General features: G+C 60.3%; 15 protein-coding genes. 2 read left to right on the top strand and 13 right to left on the bottom strand.

Features of this window, described 5'->3' with window-relative positions; translation table 11 throughout:
- Nucleotides 1–20 precede the first annotated feature (20 nt).
- Nucleotides 21–1,865, bottom strand: a complete 1,845-nt coding sequence (locus LF252_RS20665) for a M61 family metallopeptidase (RefSeq protein WP_226271488.1) — start codon at nt 1,863–1,865, stop codon at nt 21–23.
- A gap of 191 nt (nt 1,866–2,056) precedes the next feature.
- On the opposite strand from LF252_RS20665, the gene LF252_RS20660 reads away from it, so the two are divergent.
- Together LF252_RS20660 and LF252_RS20655 are read left to right on the top strand one after the other, a co-directional pair.
- Nucleotides 2,057–2,305 (top strand): hypothetical protein, encoded by a 249-nt coding sequence (locus LF252_RS20660; RefSeq protein ID WP_226271487.1) that lies wholly within the window; start codon nt 2,057–2,059, stop codon nt 2,303–2,305.
- 24 nt (nt 2,306–2,329) lie between these two features.
- The gene (locus LF252_RS20655) at nt 2,330–2,581 is read left to right on the top strand and encodes a hypothetical protein (RefSeq protein WP_226271486.1); all 252 of its coding nucleotides are present in this window, start codon (nt 2,330–2,332) and stop codon (nt 2,579–2,581) included.
- A gap of 301 nt (nt 2,582–2,882) precedes the next feature.
- On the opposite strand, the gene recJ is transcribed toward LF252_RS20655, so the two are convergent.
- The 12 genes from recJ to pdhA form a co-directional block, all read right to left on the bottom strand.
- Nucleotides 2,883–4,604: a single-stranded-DNA-specific exonuclease RecJ gene (recJ, locus tag LF252_RS20650; protein ID WP_226271485.1), complete on the bottom strand. Its 1,722-nt coding sequence runs from the start codon at nt 4,602–4,604 to the stop codon at nt 2,883–2,885.
- Between the two features lie 229 nt (nt 4,605–4,833).
- Complete coding sequence (locus tag LF252_RS20645; RefSeq protein WP_226271484.1) at nt 4,834–6,660, bottom strand: tetratricopeptide repeat protein; 1,827 nt, start codon at nt 6,658–6,660, stop codon at nt 4,834–4,836.
- A 127-nt stretch (nt 6,661–6,787) separates the two neighbouring features.
- Entirely contained in the window at nt 6,788–8,917 is a 2,130-nt protein-coding gene (locus LF252_RS20640) for a peptidylprolyl isomerase (protein ID WP_226271483.1), read from the bottom strand.
- 214 nt (nt 8,918–9,131) lie between these two features.
- Entirely contained in the window at nt 9,132–9,395 is a 264-nt protein-coding gene (locus LF252_RS20635; protein WP_226271482.1) for a hypothetical protein, read from the bottom strand.
- Between the two features lie 6 nt (nt 9,396–9,401).
- Nucleotides 9,402–9,992, bottom strand: a complete 591-nt coding sequence (gene lptC, locus LF252_RS20630) for an LPS export ABC transporter periplasmic protein LptC (RefSeq protein WP_226271528.1) — start codon at nt 9,990–9,992, stop codon at nt 9,402–9,404.
- Between the two features lies 1 nt (nt 9,993).
- Complete coding sequence (locus tag LF252_RS20625) at nt 9,994–11,346, bottom strand: OmpP1/FadL family transporter (protein WP_226271481.1); 1,353 nt, start codon at nt 11,344–11,346, stop codon at nt 9,994–9,996.
- On the bottom strand, nt 11,333–12,076 hold the full coding sequence (locus LF252_RS20620) for a type III pantothenate kinase (protein WP_226271480.1): 744 nt from the start codon (nt 12,074–12,076) through the stop codon (nt 11,333–11,335). Before LF252_RS20620 ends, LF252_RS20625 begins: the two co-directional genes overlap by 14 nt.
- Before the next feature lie 139 nt (nt 12,077–12,215).
- Nucleotides 12,216–13,982: a pseudouridine synthase gene (locus LF252_RS20615; protein WP_226271479.1), complete on the bottom strand. Its 1,767-nt coding sequence runs from the start codon at nt 13,980–13,982 to the stop codon at nt 12,216–12,218.
- 165 nt (nt 13,983–14,147) lie between these two features.
- Complete coding sequence (locus LF252_RS20610; protein ID WP_125420509.1) at nt 14,148–14,531, bottom strand: TraR/DksA family transcriptional regulator; 384 nt, start codon at nt 14,529–14,531, stop codon at nt 14,148–14,150.
- A 277-nt stretch (nt 14,532–14,808) separates the two neighbouring features.
- Nucleotides 14,809–15,285, bottom strand: a complete 477-nt coding sequence (ribH, locus tag LF252_RS20605; protein WP_226271478.1) for a 6,7-dimethyl-8-ribityllumazine synthase — start codon at nt 15,283–15,285, stop codon at nt 14,809–14,811.
- A gap of 135 nt (nt 15,286–15,420) precedes the next feature.
- On the bottom strand, nt 15,421–16,197 hold the full coding sequence (locus LF252_RS20600) for a tetratricopeptide repeat protein (RefSeq protein ID WP_226271477.1): 777 nt from the start codon (nt 16,195–16,197) through the stop codon (nt 15,421–15,423).
- A 49-nt stretch (nt 16,198–16,246) separates the two neighbouring features.
- Nucleotides 16,247–17,422 carry a pyruvate dehydrogenase (acetyl-transferring) E1 component subunit alpha gene (gene pdhA / locus LF252_RS20595; protein WP_226271476.1) on the bottom strand — a complete coding sequence of 392 codons (1,176 nt, stop codon included), beginning with the start codon at nt 17,420–17,422 and terminating at the stop codon, nt 16,247–16,249.
- Nucleotides 17,423–17,473 lie beyond the last annotated feature (51 nt).

Here is a 17,473-nt window from a genome sequence, read left to right as displayed (position 1 = left end):
GTAGAGGCAAAGGTAGCGGCTTACCCTTTAGGCGTGAATACCTGGCGGCGCAGGGCCAGTTGGGCAGGCGTAGCGGTAGCGCTATTCACCAAACGGTTGGTCTCCTCGGCCTGGTATTCCTGGGGCGTGCCTTTCACGGTGCCGGTAGTAGAACCCCGGCGTACGGTGAGCGTCACTGGCGCGTCGGAAATATTTTCGGAGCCTACCAGTGGGCGGAGCAGCTGCTCGGCGTTGTCCATGGTGAGGGGTTGCCCGTTCACGGCCAGGATGGCGTCGTTGTTGCGCAGGCCGAAGGCGTTGGTTTCGGGCTGTACCTCGGTAGTTTGGAATTCCTTTTTGGCTTCATCGTATTTGAAACCCAGCTGCCCGAAGGCCCGGATTTTGACGGTAGCCTTCGGCACGTAGTCCCACCCAATTTTACCCAGATACTCGGCCAGCGGCAGGGGCTCCTTGCCAATGACGTACCGGTCGAAAAACTCTTGCAATTGCGGGTTGGTAAGGGCTACCACTTCCGGAATCAGGTCTTTATCCTCAAACGAACGGGTGGGGCCGTACTTCTGGCGCAGGGCCAGCAGCACGTCGCGCAGGGTTTGGCGGCCCTGGCTCAGCTCCTGAATGCGAATATCGAGCAGCAGGCCGATGAGGGCGCCCTTCTTGTACACGTTTTCATACATGTCGTCGTAGGGCTTTTCCAGAATGCGGCGGCTCATTTCAGTGAAGGACACGCCCTCCGGGTACTTCTGCGCGTCCCGGATTTTGCCGCGCATCGTCTGCCGGAACTCGTCTTCCGAAATCAGCCCGCCCTGCAGCTGCACCAGCTGGGCCACGTACTCCGTCACGCCCTCGTACAGCCACAGGTGCTGCGACATCTGCGGGCTGCGGAAGTCGAACTCGCCAATTTCGCGGGAATGGATGTTGAGCGGGGCCAGCATGTGGAGGAACTCGTGGGAGCTTACCTCCACTACCATGCTTTTCAGCCGCTCGGGGCTGCTGATTTCGGGCAGAAAGTACACGGAGGAGTAGCTGTGCTCCATGGCGCCGTAGCGGCCGTCTTTGCTGCTGAGCGGCGAGCCGCTGGCCGGGAAGTAAAACAGGAACTGGTAGCGCGGCACCGGCATCTGCCCAAAGAACTTGGCCAGCGCCTCCGACATGGGCCGCAGCATCTGGCTCACGTCGGCAGCCTTCACCAGCCCGCTCTCCGATAGCACCGCCACCGACACGCGGGCCCCACCGGTGCTGAAGCTGGCCGTATCGGGCCGGGCGTACAGGATGGGTCCATCGGAGAGCGTAACGTAGCTGGGAGCCGTAAATACATCCTCGGTAGCGGAGGCGCGGCGCACGTCGAGGGCGGTGGCCCCGAATAGCTCGGCGGGTTTAGTTACCTGCACTTCGTAGGGCACCATTTTGTAGCCCTCCAGGTAGCCGTACAGGCCGTAGTGGTTGAGCAGGAAGCTACGGCCGGCGTCGAAGTTGGTGCCGCCGGGCTGGAAGATGAACGAATCGTCCTGCTTCACGTCCCAGGTATCATCCACCGAGTACTCCAGCCGGGCCAGCTGCTTGGCGCCGTCGATGACGAACAGGTTGGGGCCGCTGTTTTTGACTTTCAGCGTCTTGCCGTTTTTGTCGAACGCCTTGAAGCCCGACACGAAGCGGCCGTAATCCTTCTTGGAATAGGAGCCCGGAATAACGGAGGGCATCACGTAGGTCACCTGGTTTTCCTGCACCGGGGGCGTGTTCACCACCACTTTCAGCCGGTCGTTGGCGGCTTGCTGCAGGTTGAGGGTGATGTGGTAACCGGCGGGCTGCTGCGCCCAAGCAGTGGTGGCGGCCAAGCTCAGGCCCAGCGCCAGTAGTGCACATTTCATTCGAAACAGATAGAGGTAGAAACGGGGTAAGGCGCTACGGCCTCCTCCAAGGTACGCACCGGGCCCCACTGTTGGGGCCGGGCTGCGAAAAGCGTAACCAAAATTTCACGCAATTCACACCCAAAGCGGTGCCATTTTTGCGCACTAGCCCGCTCCCAGCCACTATCGGCACCGTCCTTATTCCTTTCCGTATGCTACGTATTGCTTTACCCCTTTCCCTGCTGGCGCTGCTGGCCACCACGGCCCAGGCTCAGGTAGTTACTGACCCCGCCCGCGCCACCGCCGCCCTCGACTCGCTGCTACAGTCGGCCACTGCGGTACGTCAGCAGCTCCACATGCAGACGCACCACTTCGAAACGAAGTCGCCCTGGAGCGGCAGGCGGCGGCAACGGGTGCGCGGCTTCGCGCCCGGGGCCTCGGCCCGCTACATCTGGGAGTAGAAAACCATCCTGCGCCGCAACGGCGTGGTGATAACCCGCTTCACGGCCCTGCAAAACGGCCGGCAGGTACTGCGCGAGCGGCTGCTAAACGGCCGCCAGGAGTACGTGTGGCTGAAAACCCAGCCCTCCCCTGCCCCGGCTACCGCCAGCGTAGCCGCCACACCGGCCGGCCCGGTGCCGGGCATCTACGGCGTGTACCTGCACGGTGGCTACCTGCGCTGGAACCGGAATCAGTACATCCTGCCCCTGCCAGCCGCTCCTGCCCAAACCCGGTAGCACCTGAAAACACCCCGGCCCGGCTACTGAAGTAGCCGGGCCGGGGTGGTATACTCGTGGCCTTGCGGGAGTTATTTGTCAGCAAACCAGTCCCTCCGCCGTTGGTGCATCTGCGTTGGGGGAGGGTCGCCGACGAAGTGCTATTTCCCGCACCTGCTGCATAGCATTAGGATTGTTTTTCTTGTATTTCCGAATGATTTCGGCGAGTTCGGCAGCGTTTTCCGGTGTCAGCAGTCCTGACTTTATTGGCCCTAGGTCGTCCAGTGCGTAATACGGATTATCCATACAGTGCACGTTTCGGCTACTCCCAGCGAATGTCCTTCAGGCGAAGCTGTAGGTTTTTTACGCCGCGGTACTCGTTCATTTCTACGGTGTAGCATACGCTGAAGGGCTGGCCCTGCCGGATTTGCTCGTAATATTCGCCCAGCCCGAAGCCGATGGCATCCACGGTGTGGTGGCCGTCCTGGGTGAGGGAGATTTTCAGGTGGGAGTTGCCCACAATCCGGGCCGAGTCGGGGGCGGCGTACACCCGCTCGGAGGCGAATACCGGGTTGGGGTTGCCGGGCCCGAACGGCTCCATCTGGCTGAGCAGGCGGTAGAAAGCCGGCGTAATGTCGCTGAGCTGCACCGTGAGGTCAATTTCCACCGGCGGAATCAGCTGCTCCGGCCGGATGCGGCCAGCCACAATCTGTTCAAACTTGGCCCGGAAGGCTGGCACGTTTTCCACGGGCAGCGTGAGGCCGGCGGCGTACATGTGGCCCCCGTACTGGTCGAGCAGCTCGGCGCAATCCTCAATGGCCTGGTGCACATCAAACCCCACCACCGAGCGGGCTGAGCCGGTGGCTTTGCCGTTGCTTTCGGTGAGTATAATGGTAGGCCGATAGTACTTGTCGAGGCAGCGCGAGGCCACAATGCCCACCACGCCCTTGTGCCAGTCCTGCTTGAACAGCACGGTGGTGCGGGCCGAGCGGAGCAGGTCGTCCTGCTCAATCATTTCTAGGGCCTCTTTGGTAATGCTGGTATCGAAGCCGCGGCGCTCCTGGTTGGTTTTATCCACCACGCCGGCGGTGGCCACGGCCTCGGTGGTGGTGTCGGCCAGCAGCATAGCCACGGCGCGCTTGGCGTCGCCCATGCGGCCAGCCGCGTTGATGCGGGGGGCAAACCCAAATACCAGACTGCTGATGTTGAGCTCGGCGGTTTGCAGGCCGGCCAGTTCGCGCAGGGCATCCAGGCCAGGGCGCTGGGGCCGCTGTCGGTCGTTGATGAGGCGCAGGCCGTGGAAGGCCAGCGTACGGTTTTCGCCGTAGATGGGCACAATGTCGGCCGCAATGCTCACGGCCACCAGGTCCAGCAGCTCGTACAGGTCGTCCTCGGCCAAGCCCTGACGCTGAGTAAACGCCTGCATCAGCTTAAACCCTACCCCGCAGCCCGACAGCTCCTTGAACGGATACGGGCAATCAGCGCGCTTGGGGTCCAGCACAGCCACGGCTTGGGGCAGCTCGGTGCCGGGCAAGTGGTGGTCACAGATGATAAAGTCGACGCCGCGCTGATTGGCGTAGGCAATCTTCTCCACAGCCTTCACGCCGCAGTCGAGGGCAATGATGAGTTGGTAGCCAAAGTCGTGGGCGTGGTCGATACCCGCCTCCGAAATACCGTAGCCCTCCTTGTATCGGTCGGGGATGTAGTAGTCCACCCGCTCCGTCCCGAAGAACTCCCGCAGGTAGCTGTACACCAGGGCCACGGAGGTAGTGCCGTCCACGTCGTAGTCGCCGTACACCAGCACCCGCTCGCCCAAGTGCAGAGCTTGTAGCAGGCGGTCCACGGCCCGGTCCATGTCGCGCATCAGCAATGGGTCGGGCAGCTGGCTTAGGTCGGGCCGGAAATAGGCGCGGGCTTCCTCGAAGGTGCACACGTTGCGCTGACAAAGTAGGCTGATAATGGCCTCGTTGACGCGCAGGGCGTCGGCCAGGTGCCGGACTTTTTCAGCGTCGGGCGCGGGCTTGCGAATCCATCTCTTTTCCATATTTCTGCCAGATACTGCCGGGGGCTATATCTTCAAAAGTACGAAAAGAAACGCACGGATTTAGACCGATTCCGCGGATTACCCGAACCCGGACGGGTACTGGACGCAACCGTAGGTCGTTGTATTTGGGAGCTGCGCTCCGGCTCAACTAAATGGATATTTCCCTTCTCCCGCGGGCCGGAGCGGGGCTCAGCATTATAGAATCAACGGGCTAAAGCGCCTCCAAGAATTAATTCACTACGTCGCCGCGCAGCTTGCGGAAGCGTTTGCGGGCCTCGGCCACGTAAATGCTGCCGGGGTATTTGGAGATTACCTGGTTATAGAGCTGCTGGGCTTTCTCCCGATCCTGCACGTTTTCCTCCAGGATGCTAGCGGCCAGAAACAGGGCATCGTCGCTGAGCAAATCGTACTTGGGGTTGGCCGTGATGCGCTCCAGGGTGCTGAGGGCGCCGGGGTAGTCGCCGGTGCGGCGCAGCAGCTGGGCTTTCAGAAACCAGGCTTCGTCCTGCAGGGCGTGGCCGGGGTACTTGGTCAGCAAGGCATCGAGGCCGCGCAGGGCTTCGGGTAGCTTGTTCTGGAACACCTGCTGCTCCACGGCGGCGTAGTCGCGCAGGGCCACGCCGGCGGTGTCCATGGCGGTGTTGTCGGTGATGAGCAGGCTGAGCTGCATAGCATCGTTGGCAATTTCGCGGCTGGTGGCCTGCTTCAGAATATCCAGGTGCGACTGGGCCAGCTTGAAGTCACCGGCGAAGTAGCTGAGGCGGGCGTTGCGCAACTTGGCCTCGTAGCCCAGCGGCGTATCCTTGTGCGACTTCTCCACCTGCGAGTACAGCAGCGTAGCCTCCCAGGGCTCGGCGCGCAGCAGGTAGATGTCGGCCAGGTCAATCTTTGCCTGGTCTACCACCTCCAGGCTAGCGCGGGGCATGGTAATTACCTCGTTGAGCAGCTTGATGGCCGGCTCTTTCTCGTCCAGCTGAAACGCCAGTAGCGCGGCCATACTACGCAACACCGGGGCCGTTTCGGGCGTGCGGCCTAGGTCTTTCAGCACCTGCTCGTACTCCTGCAGCAAGCTGCGAAGCTGGCCGGTATTTACGGGGTAAGTATTGCGCACCTGCTCCTCACGGGTTTGCACCAGCCGCTGGCGCACTAGGGCATAGTACGGGCTGGTGCGGTACTCGCGGCTCAGGTAGTCGTAGCCCTGAATGGCGCTTTCGTAGTCTTTGTTACGGCGGGCAATTTCGGCCACCTCCAGCACCCGCTGGCCCTCGGTGCGGCCCCGCCGGTCGAGGGCTTTGGCCTGCACCAGCGCCCCGGTAAAGTCGCGGCGCTGCACCTGCAGCCACAGCAGCAGCTCACTGTACACCGGCCGGTCGGGGTTTTTCTGCACCAGGCTCAGTAACTCCTTTTCTAGGGCAGCGAAGTCCTTGTCCTCCTGCAGGCTATTCTGGAGCATGTTGCGCACGAAGGGCAGCTGCTGCTCGTCGGTTTGCAGCAGGCGCAGCGTTTCGCCCATCACGTTAGCCGTTTGGCCCTGCCGGGTGTAGAGCTGGATGAGTTGGGGCCCAAACTCGGTTTCGGAGTGGGCCAACTCCCGGCCACGCAGGTAGGTGCGCACGGCCCAGTCGGGCTGGTTCAGCCGCTGAAACTCCCCCGCTACGGCTGGCACCTGCTCCAGCGTCAGTTGGCTGAGCACTTTGTCCCACTGTTTCTTGGCCGCCAGCTCATCAACCGACTGGATGTATAACTGGCCCAGCAGCACCGGCAAGGCGGCTTCCTGGGGCCGTTGCTTGATAGCCCGCTTTAGCAGCTTTTCGGCCTCCTTGTACTGCTTAAAGCCCTGTAAAGCGGCCAGGTAATCGGGCAGGATGTTGGGCGCAATTTGCTCGTCGTTGCGCAGGCGCCCGAACAGGAAGGCAGCCTTCTCATGGTCGCCCTTCCGCTCGTACTCGCGGGCCAGCTGTACCTGGCTGTCTTCCTGTACCTGAGCCACGGCGGGTGCCGCCGCCAGCAGCCCCACCACGCTCACTCCTGCCAACAAACGCAACGACTTGTTCATACGCGCTACAACGAAAAGCTCCGGCTTGAAGTGCCAAGTGATAGACTTGCTCAACCACCACCTCTCCTAATGCAAAAGGGCCGCACCCTAAGGTACGGCCCTTTTGCTTTTCTACTGAAACAACCGCTTAGAAGAACTTCGTGCGGTTGTCCTTCACATTGGCGTGCTGCTTGATGGCTTCGAAGATGAGGCCATCGGCGCGAGCCGTGCGCTGGGCAGTCAGCTGCTGCTTGGCGGCTTTTACGTCGGCCGTGGTGGGAGCTGGCGTGGCCGTTACGGGCTCCACAATCAGCACGCCCTGCTCACCAGCAAAGGCTTTCGACTTCTGGCCAGGCTTCAGACCGAAGGCTTTACCTACGGCTACCGGCTCCGAGCCCAGGCCCGGAATCATGCCTTGGCCCAGCACTACGTTGTCGGCGGTTTTTACCTGGGCGCCGTTGCCGTACGCCTGGGCAATTTGCTCCAGCGTGCTGCCTTTGGCGGCATTCAGCTTGTTGATGATCTGCTCGGCTTTCAACTCGCTGCGTACCAGGGCGGTTACTTCGGGCTTCACGCTGGCCACGTCAGCCGTGCCTTTTTCCCGCTCGCCGGTGAGTACGGCAATTACGTAGGCATCACCGATTTCAAACACCGGCGACACGTCACCAACCTTGGCCTGCTGGCCTTCTACGTTAGCACCGTAGGCCCAACGTACCAGCTGGCGGGCGCCCTGCAGATTGTTCACGGCCTGGTCGCCGCGGCCGAGGCCTTTGGCATCCACTTTCTGCAGGCTTTTGTCTTTGGCTACGGCGGCCCGGAACGAGGCCAGGTCGGTGGCTTCGCCTTTCAGCTGCTGGGCTTTGTTGTAAGCGGCGTCGCGGGTAGCTTCGGTGGGCTGAATGCTTTTCTGTACGGTAGCCACGCGGTAGGTCTGGCTGGTTTTGGGAGCCGTTACCTTCACAATGTGGTAGCCAAAGGAGGTTTTCACCAGGTTGGGCAGCAGGCCGGCCGAGTTGGCAGCAAATACGGCTTTCTCAAACTCGGGCACCATGCGGCCCTGCTGGAACCAGCCCAGGTCGCCGCCGGTGGCGGTGGTACCGTCAGTGCCATACTGGCGGGCCAGGTCGGCGAAGTTGGCACCGGCTTTGGCTTTGTTCAGCACCTCGGTAGCCTTGGCTTTGGCGGCGGCATCGGCCTCGGGCGTAGTGCCATCGGCTTTGATGAGGATGTGGCTGGCGCGGGCGGCGGGCTGGGCTCCGGCTTTTTCGCCGGTTACTTTGAACAGCGAGTAGGTGCCGTTCTCGGCGTAGGGGCCGTACACTTTGCCTACCTGCAGGGGGAGCTGGGCGCGCAGCTTCTCGGGCATATCGGCGGGCGAGAGGTAGGCGGGCTTAGTGGGGGCATCAGAGTTCAGCTGCACGAACGACGAATCCACCGGGGCCGAGGCAAACTGGGCGGCCAGCTCATCCACGTTCTTTTTGATGGCAACGCTGTCGTCAACCGAAGCCGTTACCGGAATGGTCACGTACTCGATGCTGCGGCCATCTTCTACCTTATAGCGGGCTTTGTTCTTGTCGATGTAGGCCTGCAGCTGGTCGTTGCTCACTTTCACGCTCGAATCCGATACCGTGAAATAGGGCACGAACAGGTAACGCAGGTTCACCTGAGCGGCCTGGCCTTCGTTGTAGCGCTTGGCCTCGGCCGAGGTTACGTAGGTGCTCAGCTTGAGCAGGTTGTTGTACTTGGTACCCAGGCGCTCGGGAGTCAGGTTGGCTTCGAAGTTGGCGAAGGCCGCCTGGGCCTGGGGGTCCATCTTATCGAGGTTGCGCAGGTATTCTTTCACCTTCAGCACGTCAAACTGACCGGTTTTTGGGTCAGTAAAGGCCTGACGGATGCTGGGATGCACGTTTACGCCCTGAACCATGTCGGTCAGCTCTTCGTCCGAAACCTTCAGGCCTAGCTTGTCAAATTCCTTCTGGAAGGCAATGCGGTAGAGCGTCTGGTTCCAGGCCTGGTCGCGCAGGTAGCCAAGGGCTTGGTCGTCGGGCTGGCGCTGCTGCTGCTGAATAAAGGCCTGCTTGGCTTGCTCCAGGGTATTTTCGAAATCAGCGTATTCCACCTTTTCGCCGGCTACCTCGCCCACGGACATATCGTTCTTGCCAAAGAAGCTATTACGGCCATACAGGAAGTCGCCTCCCAGCATGAAAAGCAGCAGGCCAATGATGATGGCGCCGACTGCCCAGCCCGATTTTTCTCGAATCGTGTTGATTAATGCCATTTACTTGAAAAAAAGCGCAGGTAGAAAAGGTGAATGAGGTGCAAAATAACCAAAAAAGATGGTCATTCGGCAATGCGCCGACGGTAGTGGGCCATTATGGTAGGAAGGCCTGATACTCAGCCAGCCACCGCCTACGGCCGGCCCGTAACAGAAAGCCCCCAGCTACCTGTGACGGGCCGGGGGCGAAAGGCAAAAATCGGAGCCCGTAAACGAGCTATTTTTTCTTTTTAGTCTTCTTAATGGAAGTCGCAGCGGCTTTGCGGGCCGCCTCCGCTTCGGCCGCTTTTATCTTATCCTGCTGACGCAAATAGCGCAGCCAGATAACCAGCCCGAAGGAGAGCATATACAGCCAGTAGTTGGCGTACAAGCCTTCCATTTTGCCAATAGCCAGCGTGCGGTATGAGGCCACCACAAACGTGAAGACGCTCAGCACAAACAGAATGGTGCGGCTGATGCCCGGGTCCCAGAATCGTTTCATACAGAGTTAATTCCGTTTGGGGACAGCCGGAGCCGCCGTGGGTGCGTTTTGCAGGGTGAACACGCCCGTAGGCGTGAAGATGCGGTAGCGCGAGAAGTCTTGATTGGCTGTGAGGCCCCGGCCCGTGAGCACCTCGGTGGGCGTGGTTACCCGGATTTCGGTTTGCTCCTGGGTGTAGATGGTAGCCTTAGTCTTGTCGTAAAAGGCCTCCTCCGTGTTCATGCGCTGCTGCTTGGGCACGTTGGCCACACGCACGTCGCCACGCATGGTGTAGAGGTTTTTGGCCTTCTCAAACTTGCCGTAGCGGCCCGTGATGGTGTTTACCACGGTTTCGCCTTTTCCATCCAAGAACGTAAGCTTTACTCCTTTCGGGTAAATCATGTCGCCCGACTCGAACTGCTGCTCCAACGGGGCCGTGAGGCGGATGCGCAGCTTGGCTGAGTCGCTGACGAGCATCAGCACATTCTCGGTTTCGATGGTGGGGCCATTGTATTCAATGCGCTTGGCTTTTACCTCGTCGGCTGCCTTCTGGCAGCCGGCCAGCAGCGCAGCCCCCAACACTCCTGCCGCAAACCGATGCACCAGCCCCGCCACCATACTACTCAATCCGGCGCTTGATAAACCAGCGGTTATTCAGCGTCACGCCCAGCTGCATCCGAATGTAGTCCTCCTTCACGTTGCGCTCCGTGGAGCCGTCGGACAGGCGAAGCACGTCCGTGTTGCCGCGCTGCCCGTAGGTGAAGCCCAGACTGAGAGTAGTAGCATCCAGGGCCGTGGCCGTAGGCAGCGGGAAGGCAAAGCCCCAACTCACCGACCGGTCGTAGAGCGTTTTGCCACCGGGGCGGTAGGGCATTTGCGCCATATTCAGGCCCGCCCGGTAAGTCACGCGGTTGAAGTAATTATCTACCGAAGTAGCATCGGGAGTCAACTCACCTCCCAGGCCCACGCGGTACGTGTCGCTGAGCGGAATACCGGAGGTACCGCCCTGCTCGCCAAAGGCCCGGAACTGCGACCATTGCTGCCGGGAGCCATCCAAGCTCACACTCCAGCTACGGTTGTTATCCAGGCTGATGCCCAACTGCGTGAGGGCCGGTACCCGGGCCATGCCCTTTATATCAGTCTGCAACGCTGTGAGGCTGGTTTGAATACCCTCGTAGTCCTCCCGAATCAGGCTAATACTACGGGTACCATTCAGGTTGGAGCGGAAGCTATAGGTACCGCCCACGTTCAGGCTCAGCTTATCCTTGATTTTACCCCGGTAGTGCACCCCGCCCCGGAAGGCAAAATCGGAGTAGCGCACGTGCTGCTGGTAAATGTCACGGTTCGAGAAATCGAGGCTGGAAGTACTGGTACCGATGCGGGTGCCAGCGTCCTGGTCAACGCTACCGAATACGTAGCCGGCCGAGGCCCCTACCGTCACCCACTTCCCTAGGCGCACGGCGTGGCTCATGTAGGCCTCCGCCAAACCACCCGACCCAGTATAGCGCTTCTCCACCTGTGCGGTGGGGTCGCCCTGAATGCTGTTATCTACCGTCTTCGACTCGTAGTCGACCGTGCTGTAAGGCTTGAGGCCGATGGCCCCGGCCCAGTGCCGGTTGATGGGCACTGCCAGCGCCAGATAGCCCAGCGTAGCGGTACCGGTGCGCTGCCGACTTACGGTGTTGCGCAGGGTTTTGAACTGCCCCGTGAAACCGGCCTCAAACGTGGTTCGGGTGGTATAGTACAGCAGGGCCGGGTTCAGCTCGTTTACGTTCACACTATTAGGAGCCGCTACCCCAATACCGCCCATGCCCATCTGCCGCACACCGCCGGCGTTCAGGCTGGCGTCGCCCAGGCCCAGGCGCGAATACGGGGAGTTGCCCAGGCCTTGGCCTAGTACGGCTGGCGAAGCGGCCAGCAGCCCCAGCAGCGAGAAACCACCGGCCAGGCCGGCAAACTTAGGATGCGACATGATGTACTAAAATTCGGTGGAGCCCAAGTAGCACGAGCTCCGGAACAACAAAGATAGGCCGTTTCAGCCGGGTGCGAAAAAATGGGGCGTCGCCGCCGGCCAGCACCACCGCCAAGCTCGGATACTGCGCCTCATACTCGGCCAGCATTCCGCGCACTTCGGCCACGGCTCCGTTCAGCGCCCCACTCTGGATGGCACCCTGCGTATCGGTACCGGTCAAGGGAATATCGGCGGTTTCGTCGGCCGGTTTCTCTACCAGCGGCAGCCGCCCGGTAAACGTGTGCAGGGCTCGGAACCGCATAGCCAGCCCCGGCGCAATGCTGCCACCCTGGAATGTTCCGTCGGGCGTTACCAGGTCGCACTTAAGGGCCGTGCCGGCATCCACAATCACCACCGGCCGGCCGGGCAACAGCCAGGCTGCTCCCACGGCGGCGGCCAGCCTATCGGCTCCCAGAGTGTGCGGGGTGGCGTAGGCATTGCGGATGGGCAGCGGCGTAGTGGCCGGCGCAAACTCCAGCACGGCTCCCGGCACTAAGGAACGGAGTTGCCCGGCCCAAGTCTGGGTAGGTTCCGCCACTGAAGCCACTACCACATGCTCGGGCCGGAACCGCGCCACGGCCGCCAGCACCTGCTCCGTCGTCTGCCCCGCCACTGCTTCTACCAAAGCGTCAGCTTCAAAGAAGCCCACCTTCACGGCCGTGTTGCCAATATCAAGCGCGAGAGTCCGCAAGCCAGTTTGTGCGTGAAATGAATTGGGTGAAAAGAGCAAATGAGTGGCTCAGGAAGTCACTATAGGGTAAACTTCGCCGAACCACTCATTCTAGCTCATGCACTCATAAGAGCCCGGCGCGGGGCACCGGGTTGCGTGCCTACATGAAATACTTAAGGCGGATTACCTCTTTCTCGTTAAGGAAGCGCCATTTACCACGGGGCAGGTCCTTTTTGGTTAGGCCCGCGTACTGCACCCGGTCCAGGGTTACTACGTCGTAGCCCAGGTGCTCGAAGATGCGGCGCACGATACGGTTCCGGCCAATGTGAATTTCCACGCCCACAAAGTGCGGGTTGCCGGCCACTACGGCCACGTCGTCTACTTCAGCTTTGCCATCTTCCAGCTCCAGACCTTCCGCAATTTGGGCCAAGTGCTCGGGGGTCAGCGGCTTGTCCAGTTCTACTTGGTAGATTTTCTTGTTGCGGTGCGAGGGGTGCGAGAGTTTCTGGGCTACCTCGCCGTCGTTGGTGAACAGCAGCAGACCGGTCGTATTCCGGTCGAGACGGCCTACCGGGAACACCCGCTCCTTCGAAGCACCCTTGATCAACTCCATTACCGTGCGACGACCTTCCGGGTCCTCGGTGGTGGTGATGTAGTCTTTGGGTTTGTTCAGGAGCACGTACACCAGCTTCTCCCGGTTGAGGTTGGTTTTCCCGTACTGCACCGTGTCGGAGGGCTGTACTTTGTAGCCCATTTCCGTCACCACCTGCCCATTCACCTTGATTTCGCCGGCCGCAATGAGGGAGTCGGCTTCGCGGCGGGAGCAGATGCCGGCGTTGGCAATGTAGCGGTTCAGGCGTACCTCGCCCGTAGCCACGTCGTCTTCTTCGCGCCGGCGCTTGTTGCCACGGGTTTTGTCGTCTTCGTAGTGCTTAAGGTTTTTGTAGTCGGGCGCCTCCCCAGCTACCTCACCGTACTTGCGCTTACCTGCTTGGTTAGAACTCGGAGTTTGAGCACCCCGACCTACAAACTCATCATGGGCCCGGCGAGGACGCTCCTCGGTTGGGCGGCTTTCGCGGCGCTCCGTACCAACGCTGCGCTGGCTGCTGAAGCCCTTCCGGTCGTCCCGGTCAAACGAGCGAGTTTCCCGCTTGTCGCCAAACGAGCCGGGGCGGCTGGTGCGCTTTTCGCCAGCGGCTCCGCCGCCATAGCCCTGGGGCTTACGGTTGCTGAAGTCGCGACGCTCCGAGTTGAATCCACCTTCCCGCCGAGCCGGCCGCTCACGCTGAGAATCGCCTTCGAAGCGGCTGGGCCGCTCCGCACGCTCACCGTCCAAGTCAGTTGGCCGGCCACGGAAATCGAAGGGGCGGGCCGCCCGGATTTCCCGGTCAGCACCGAAGCTACGCTCCGAGCGTTCCTCCGTAGCCCGGGGGCGGTACGTTTCCGGCTCCGGTGCCGGGGCCGGGTTCGGGTTCTGCTTTACAAATTTGCGGTTCCGCTCGCCGGGCAGGCCGCGCGGCACGGCCGTTTTACCCTCTTGGCGGTAGGGCTGGCCCTGCCAGGTTTCGCGGGGCGTAAACTCCCGCTTAGGGCGCTCCTCCCGGTTGAAGTCGGAGCGCTGCGTGTTGTTGTTGTCTCCACGATATGGGCGATTCTCCCGGTTGCCGAAGCTGCTCTGGCCCCCGAATTTCTTAGGCGCACCGTATCCACCGGTATTTCCAAACTTCTTGGGGCCGCCGTAGCTGTTGCCACCCGACGAACGGCCGAAGCTGGAACGGTCGGACTCGCGCCGCGAGTCCCGCTCGGAGCGCTCCTGCTGGGGCTGCATAAACTTGCGGAAACCCTCAGTATTGCCAGAGGGGCGGCCAGAGCCAGCGGGGCGACCTTTACGGCCGGAAGGCTCGCTGGAGAAATGTTTCTTACCCATGATGGTAGAAGCGTGAATACCGTATCGCTACGGGATGGTGAAAAATCAGGTTAAACGGAAACCGGCCAACGCACGGCTCCCGAAAACAGTGCCCGGACTGGCAGCCGGCTCCGCGAGTGGCAGAGGCCGGTTGTCAGTCCGGGCAGGTATTGGGGCTTACTGCAATTAGTCGCGGCGGGCCATTTTAGCTTCGATGGAGTGCTGGGTGTGGGGCACTGCCCGCAGGCGCTCCTTCGGAATCAGCTTGCCGGTACCAATGCACACGCCGTAGGTTCCGTTTTTGATGCGGATAAGGGCGTTTTCCAGCTGCTGGATAAACTTCATCTGGCGCGAGGCCAATTGGTTCAGGCTTTCTTTTTCCGCCGTATCGGCACCATCTTCCAGCACCTTCGATGAAGAAGCCGTGTTATCGGTACCCGAGTCGTTTTTGCGGCTCAGCGTTTCTTTGATGAACGCTACTTCCTTCCGGGCAGCCGTGAGCTTCTCCTGAATAATTTGCTCAAATTCGGCCAGTTCTTCCCTGGAATAGCGTAGGGGTGCTTCACTCATGACGTTGCAGGAAGAGGTTAAATACAAATGGATTACTGACTAAACTGCCGACGCCGGTAGCCTCTCATCTGCCAGTAGTTACGCCCAACAGCAGCTTCCGCGAATAAGTTTACCTTACTTACGCATGGTCACTAGCAAGTGGAGGGCGCGTCTATCAGCCCGGTGCTGCCGATGGCCAGCTGTTTTCGGCCGCAAAGCTACGGCTTTGTCAGTTAATGAGCACAATACCGGTGTGCGGTTGCAGCTTTTTCAGAAACCCGGCGGCTTCTGGTTGCGGTTAGAAGCCGAGCATATGGATGGCGGCCACAGCTCCCTCTACCCCCTTGTTGCCGTGCTTGCCACCGGCCCGGTCCCAGGCCTGCTCCAGGGTGTTCGTCGTCACCAAGCCAAAGATGACGGGCTTGTTGAACTTCAGCCCCACATTGGTGATACCGCTGGCCACCGCGTGGCAGATGTAGTCATCGTGCTTGGTTTCGCCTTTAATCACGACGCCCAGGCAAATCACGGCGTCAATCTCCTCGTGCTGGGCCAGCAGTTGGGCACCTAGCGTCAGCTCGAAGCTACCGGGTACCGTATTGCGGTAGATGTTCTCGGGCTTGGCCCCGTGCTTGAGCAGGGTTTCGTAGGCCCCCTGCGCCAGCGTGTCGGTGATTTCCCGGTTCCACTCAGCCACCACCAGGCCAAAGCGCTTGTCGCTGATATCAATGAAGTGGTCGGAGGTATAGTCACTCAGGTTTTTGAGGGAGGTTGCCATGGGGCGAAATGTAGTCGGTGAAGGTGACGCAGCCCGTAGCTGCCCGGCAAAGATAGACGACCGACTTCGAGTAGCACGCCCACAAAAAAGCGGCGACCTGCCGGCCGCCGCTTTTCACTTGTGCTATAGCTATACTTATTTACCAGCTAGTCCTTCAGCGCGGGCTTTGTATTCTTTTGCCTCCGTTACCTCAGCAGCCGAAGCATAGTCGGTGATGATTTTGTCGTAAGCGGCAATAGCCCCCTCGTAGTCTTTAGCCTGTTCGCGGGCGGTAGCTTCCTTCATCAGGTAGCCGGGCGAGAAGTACTCGTTGGCGTTGTGGTTGGCGGCCTTGTTGTAGAAGTCGGCGGCCTCCTTGGGCTGGTTCAACTCCAGGTGCGCATCACCCAGCAGTGAGTAGGCGCGGGCCTGTACCAAATAGTCATCCGAGCTAAAGTCTTCCAGGTAGTCGATGGCCTGCTTGTACTCCCCTTTCTTCAGCGAAGCTACCCCGGCATAGAAGTTGGCCAGGTTGCCAGCGGCCGTACCGCTGTATTCCGAGGCTACTTTCTCTAAACCCAGGTTGCGGCCATCACCCTTCAGCGCTTTGTTCAACGAATCAGCCTCCCAGTAGTCTACCGCCTGGAACAGGGCAGCCTGCGCCTTGGTATCCTGCGAGCCACGCCACATATAGTAGCCAAAGCCCCCGGCCACGGCCAGCACCACTACGGCCAGCAGCCCCAGCAGCACGTTTTTATTACGGCGTAGGAAGTCCTCCGAACTAGCCAAACGTTCGGCGAGGGCATCAGGGTCTTCCAGTAGCGGGTGCTCGGGGTTATAGGCTTCGGCGGGCTGCAATGGGTCCGTAGACACTACCCGCTGCTGTTGCTGGCGGGCCTGCTGGCTTTTACCGGTGAAAGGAATCTTCGACATGAGAGTTACGCAGAAAGGCGGCCGCCGAATACGGCCTGATTAATTTCCGCTAGTCGCGGATGTAAGGGTAGTCCTGTTGCACGTACACGTCCTTGAACAACTCGTCGGCCGTGGGGTAAGGCGAGTTTTCAGCAAACTCCACCGACTCCTGCACCTGCGCCTTAATCTTCTCGTCAATGGCCGTCAGGTCCTCCTCAGTAGCCATGTTGTGCGTGAGGATAGTGTGACGTACAGCCTCGATGGAGTCGCGCGAGCGGTAATCTTCCAGCTCCTCTTTGGTACGGTACTTGGCGGGGTCACTCATGGAGTGACCTTTGTAACGGTAGGTTTTAAACTCCAAGAAAGTGGGGCCTTCGCCGGCACGGGCACGCTCAGCGGCGCGGGCCACGGCGTTGTGCACGTCCTCCACGTTCATGGCATTCACCGGCTCCGAAGGCATGTCATAGCCGCGGCCGATGTGGTAGAGTTCCGTTACGTTAGACGTACGCTGCACCGAGGTACCCATAGCGTAGCCGTTGTTCTCCACCACGAAGATGACGGGCAGCTTCCACAGCATAGCCATGTTGAAGGCTTCGTGCAAAGCCCCCTGTCGTACGGCACCATCACCCATGTATGCGATGCACAGGTTGCCGGTTTTGTTGTACTTCTCGGCAAAGGCAATGCCGGCCCCCATGGGAACCTGGGCTCCTACGATGCCGTGGCCACCAACGAAGTTTACTTCCTTATCAAAGATGTGCATGGAGCCGCCTTTGCCTTTGGAGCAGCCGGTGGCTTTGGCAAACAGCTCGGCCATAATGGCGTTGGGCGAGGTGCCCAGGGCCAGCGGGTGGGCGTGGTCACGGTAGGCGGTAATCCACTTGTCGCCTTTTTGCAGGGCCGATACGGCACCGGCTACGCAGGCTTCCTGACCGATGTAGAGGTGGCAGAAACCTTTAATCTTCTGCTGACCGTAGAGCTGACCGGCCTTCTCCTCAAACTTGCGCATGAGCTGCATTTGCTCATACCACGTCAGGTAGGTTTCCTTTGAGAATTCCGGATTGTCCGGCGTGGTTGCTTTTGGGGCACCCGTCGCGGCCTTGGCCTCTTCGTTGGCGAGCGGCAATACCGGATCCGGCTGCTTGGTAGTAGCAGCAGCCGCTTTGCCTTTGGAGGCAGCTTTAGAGGTCGACGATTTTTTCGTCGAATTGGAAGCCTTGGGGGCAGCCTTTACTTTCGTCTCCGCCATCTTGCTTTCGGTTGTTCGCGTTTGGGATGCGAAAGTACGTAAAAGGATTGC

Origin of the sequence: Hymenobacter pini, from assembly GCF_020421205.1 — a bacterium.
GTDB lineage: Bacteria > Bacteroidota > Bacteroidia > Cytophagales > Hymenobacteraceae > Hymenobacter > Hymenobacter pini.
Note: the sequence above shows the minus strand (reverse complement) of the source record. Positions and strands in the feature narration are given on the sequence as shown.

Bases quoted from the DNA above. Each gene is read 5' to 3' on its own strand.
- LF252_RS20665 (WP_226271488.1), bottom strand. From the start codon at position 1,865: ATGAAATGTGCACTACTGGCGCTGGGCCTGAGCTTGGCCGCCACCACT.
- LF252_RS20660 (WP_226271487.1), top strand. From the start codon at position 2,057: ATGCTACGTATTGCTTTACCCCTTTCCCTGCTGGCGCTGCTGGCCACC.
- LF252_RS20635 (WP_226271482.1), bottom strand. From the start codon at position 9,395: ATGAAACGATTCTGGGACCCGGGCATCAGCCGCACCATTCTGTTTGTG.
- LF252_RS20610 (WP_125420509.1), bottom strand. From the start codon at position 14,531: ATGAGTGAAGCACCCCTACGCTATTCCAGGGAAGAACTGGCCGAATTT.
- recJ (WP_226271485.1), bottom strand. From the start codon at position 4,604: ATGGAAAAGAGATGGATTCGCAAGCCCGCGCCCGACGCTGAAAAAGTC.
- LF252_RS20615 (WP_226271479.1), bottom strand. From the start codon at position 13,982: ATGGGTAAGAAACATTTCTCCAGCGAGCCTTCCGGCCGTAAAGGTCGC.
- LF252_RS20640 (WP_226271483.1), bottom strand. From the start codon at position 8,917: ATGGCATTAATCAACACGATTCGAGAAAAATCGGGCTGGGCAGTCGGC.
- LF252_RS20645 (WP_226271484.1), bottom strand. From the start codon at position 6,660: ATGAACAAGTCGTTGCGTTTGTTGGCAGGAGTGAGCGTGGTGGGGCTG.
- LF252_RS20600 (WP_226271477.1), bottom strand. From the start codon at position 16,197: ATGTCGAAGATTCCTTTCACCGGTAAAAGCCAGCAGGCCCGCCAGCAA.
- ribH (WP_226271478.1), bottom strand. From the start codon at position 15,285: ATGGCAACCTCCCTCAAAAACCTGAGTGACTATACCTCCGACCACTTC.
- pdhA (WP_226271476.1), bottom strand. From the start codon at position 17,422: ATGGCGGAGACGAAAGTAAAGGCTGCCCCCAAGGCTTCCAATTCGACG.
- lptC (WP_226271528.1), bottom strand. From the start codon at position 9,992: ATGGTGGCGGGGCTGGTGCATCGGTTTGCGGCAGGAGTGTTGGGGGCT.
- LF252_RS20625 (WP_226271481.1), bottom strand. From the start codon at position 11,346: ATGTCGCATCCTAAGTTTGCCGGCCTGGCCGGTGGTTTCTCGCTGCTG.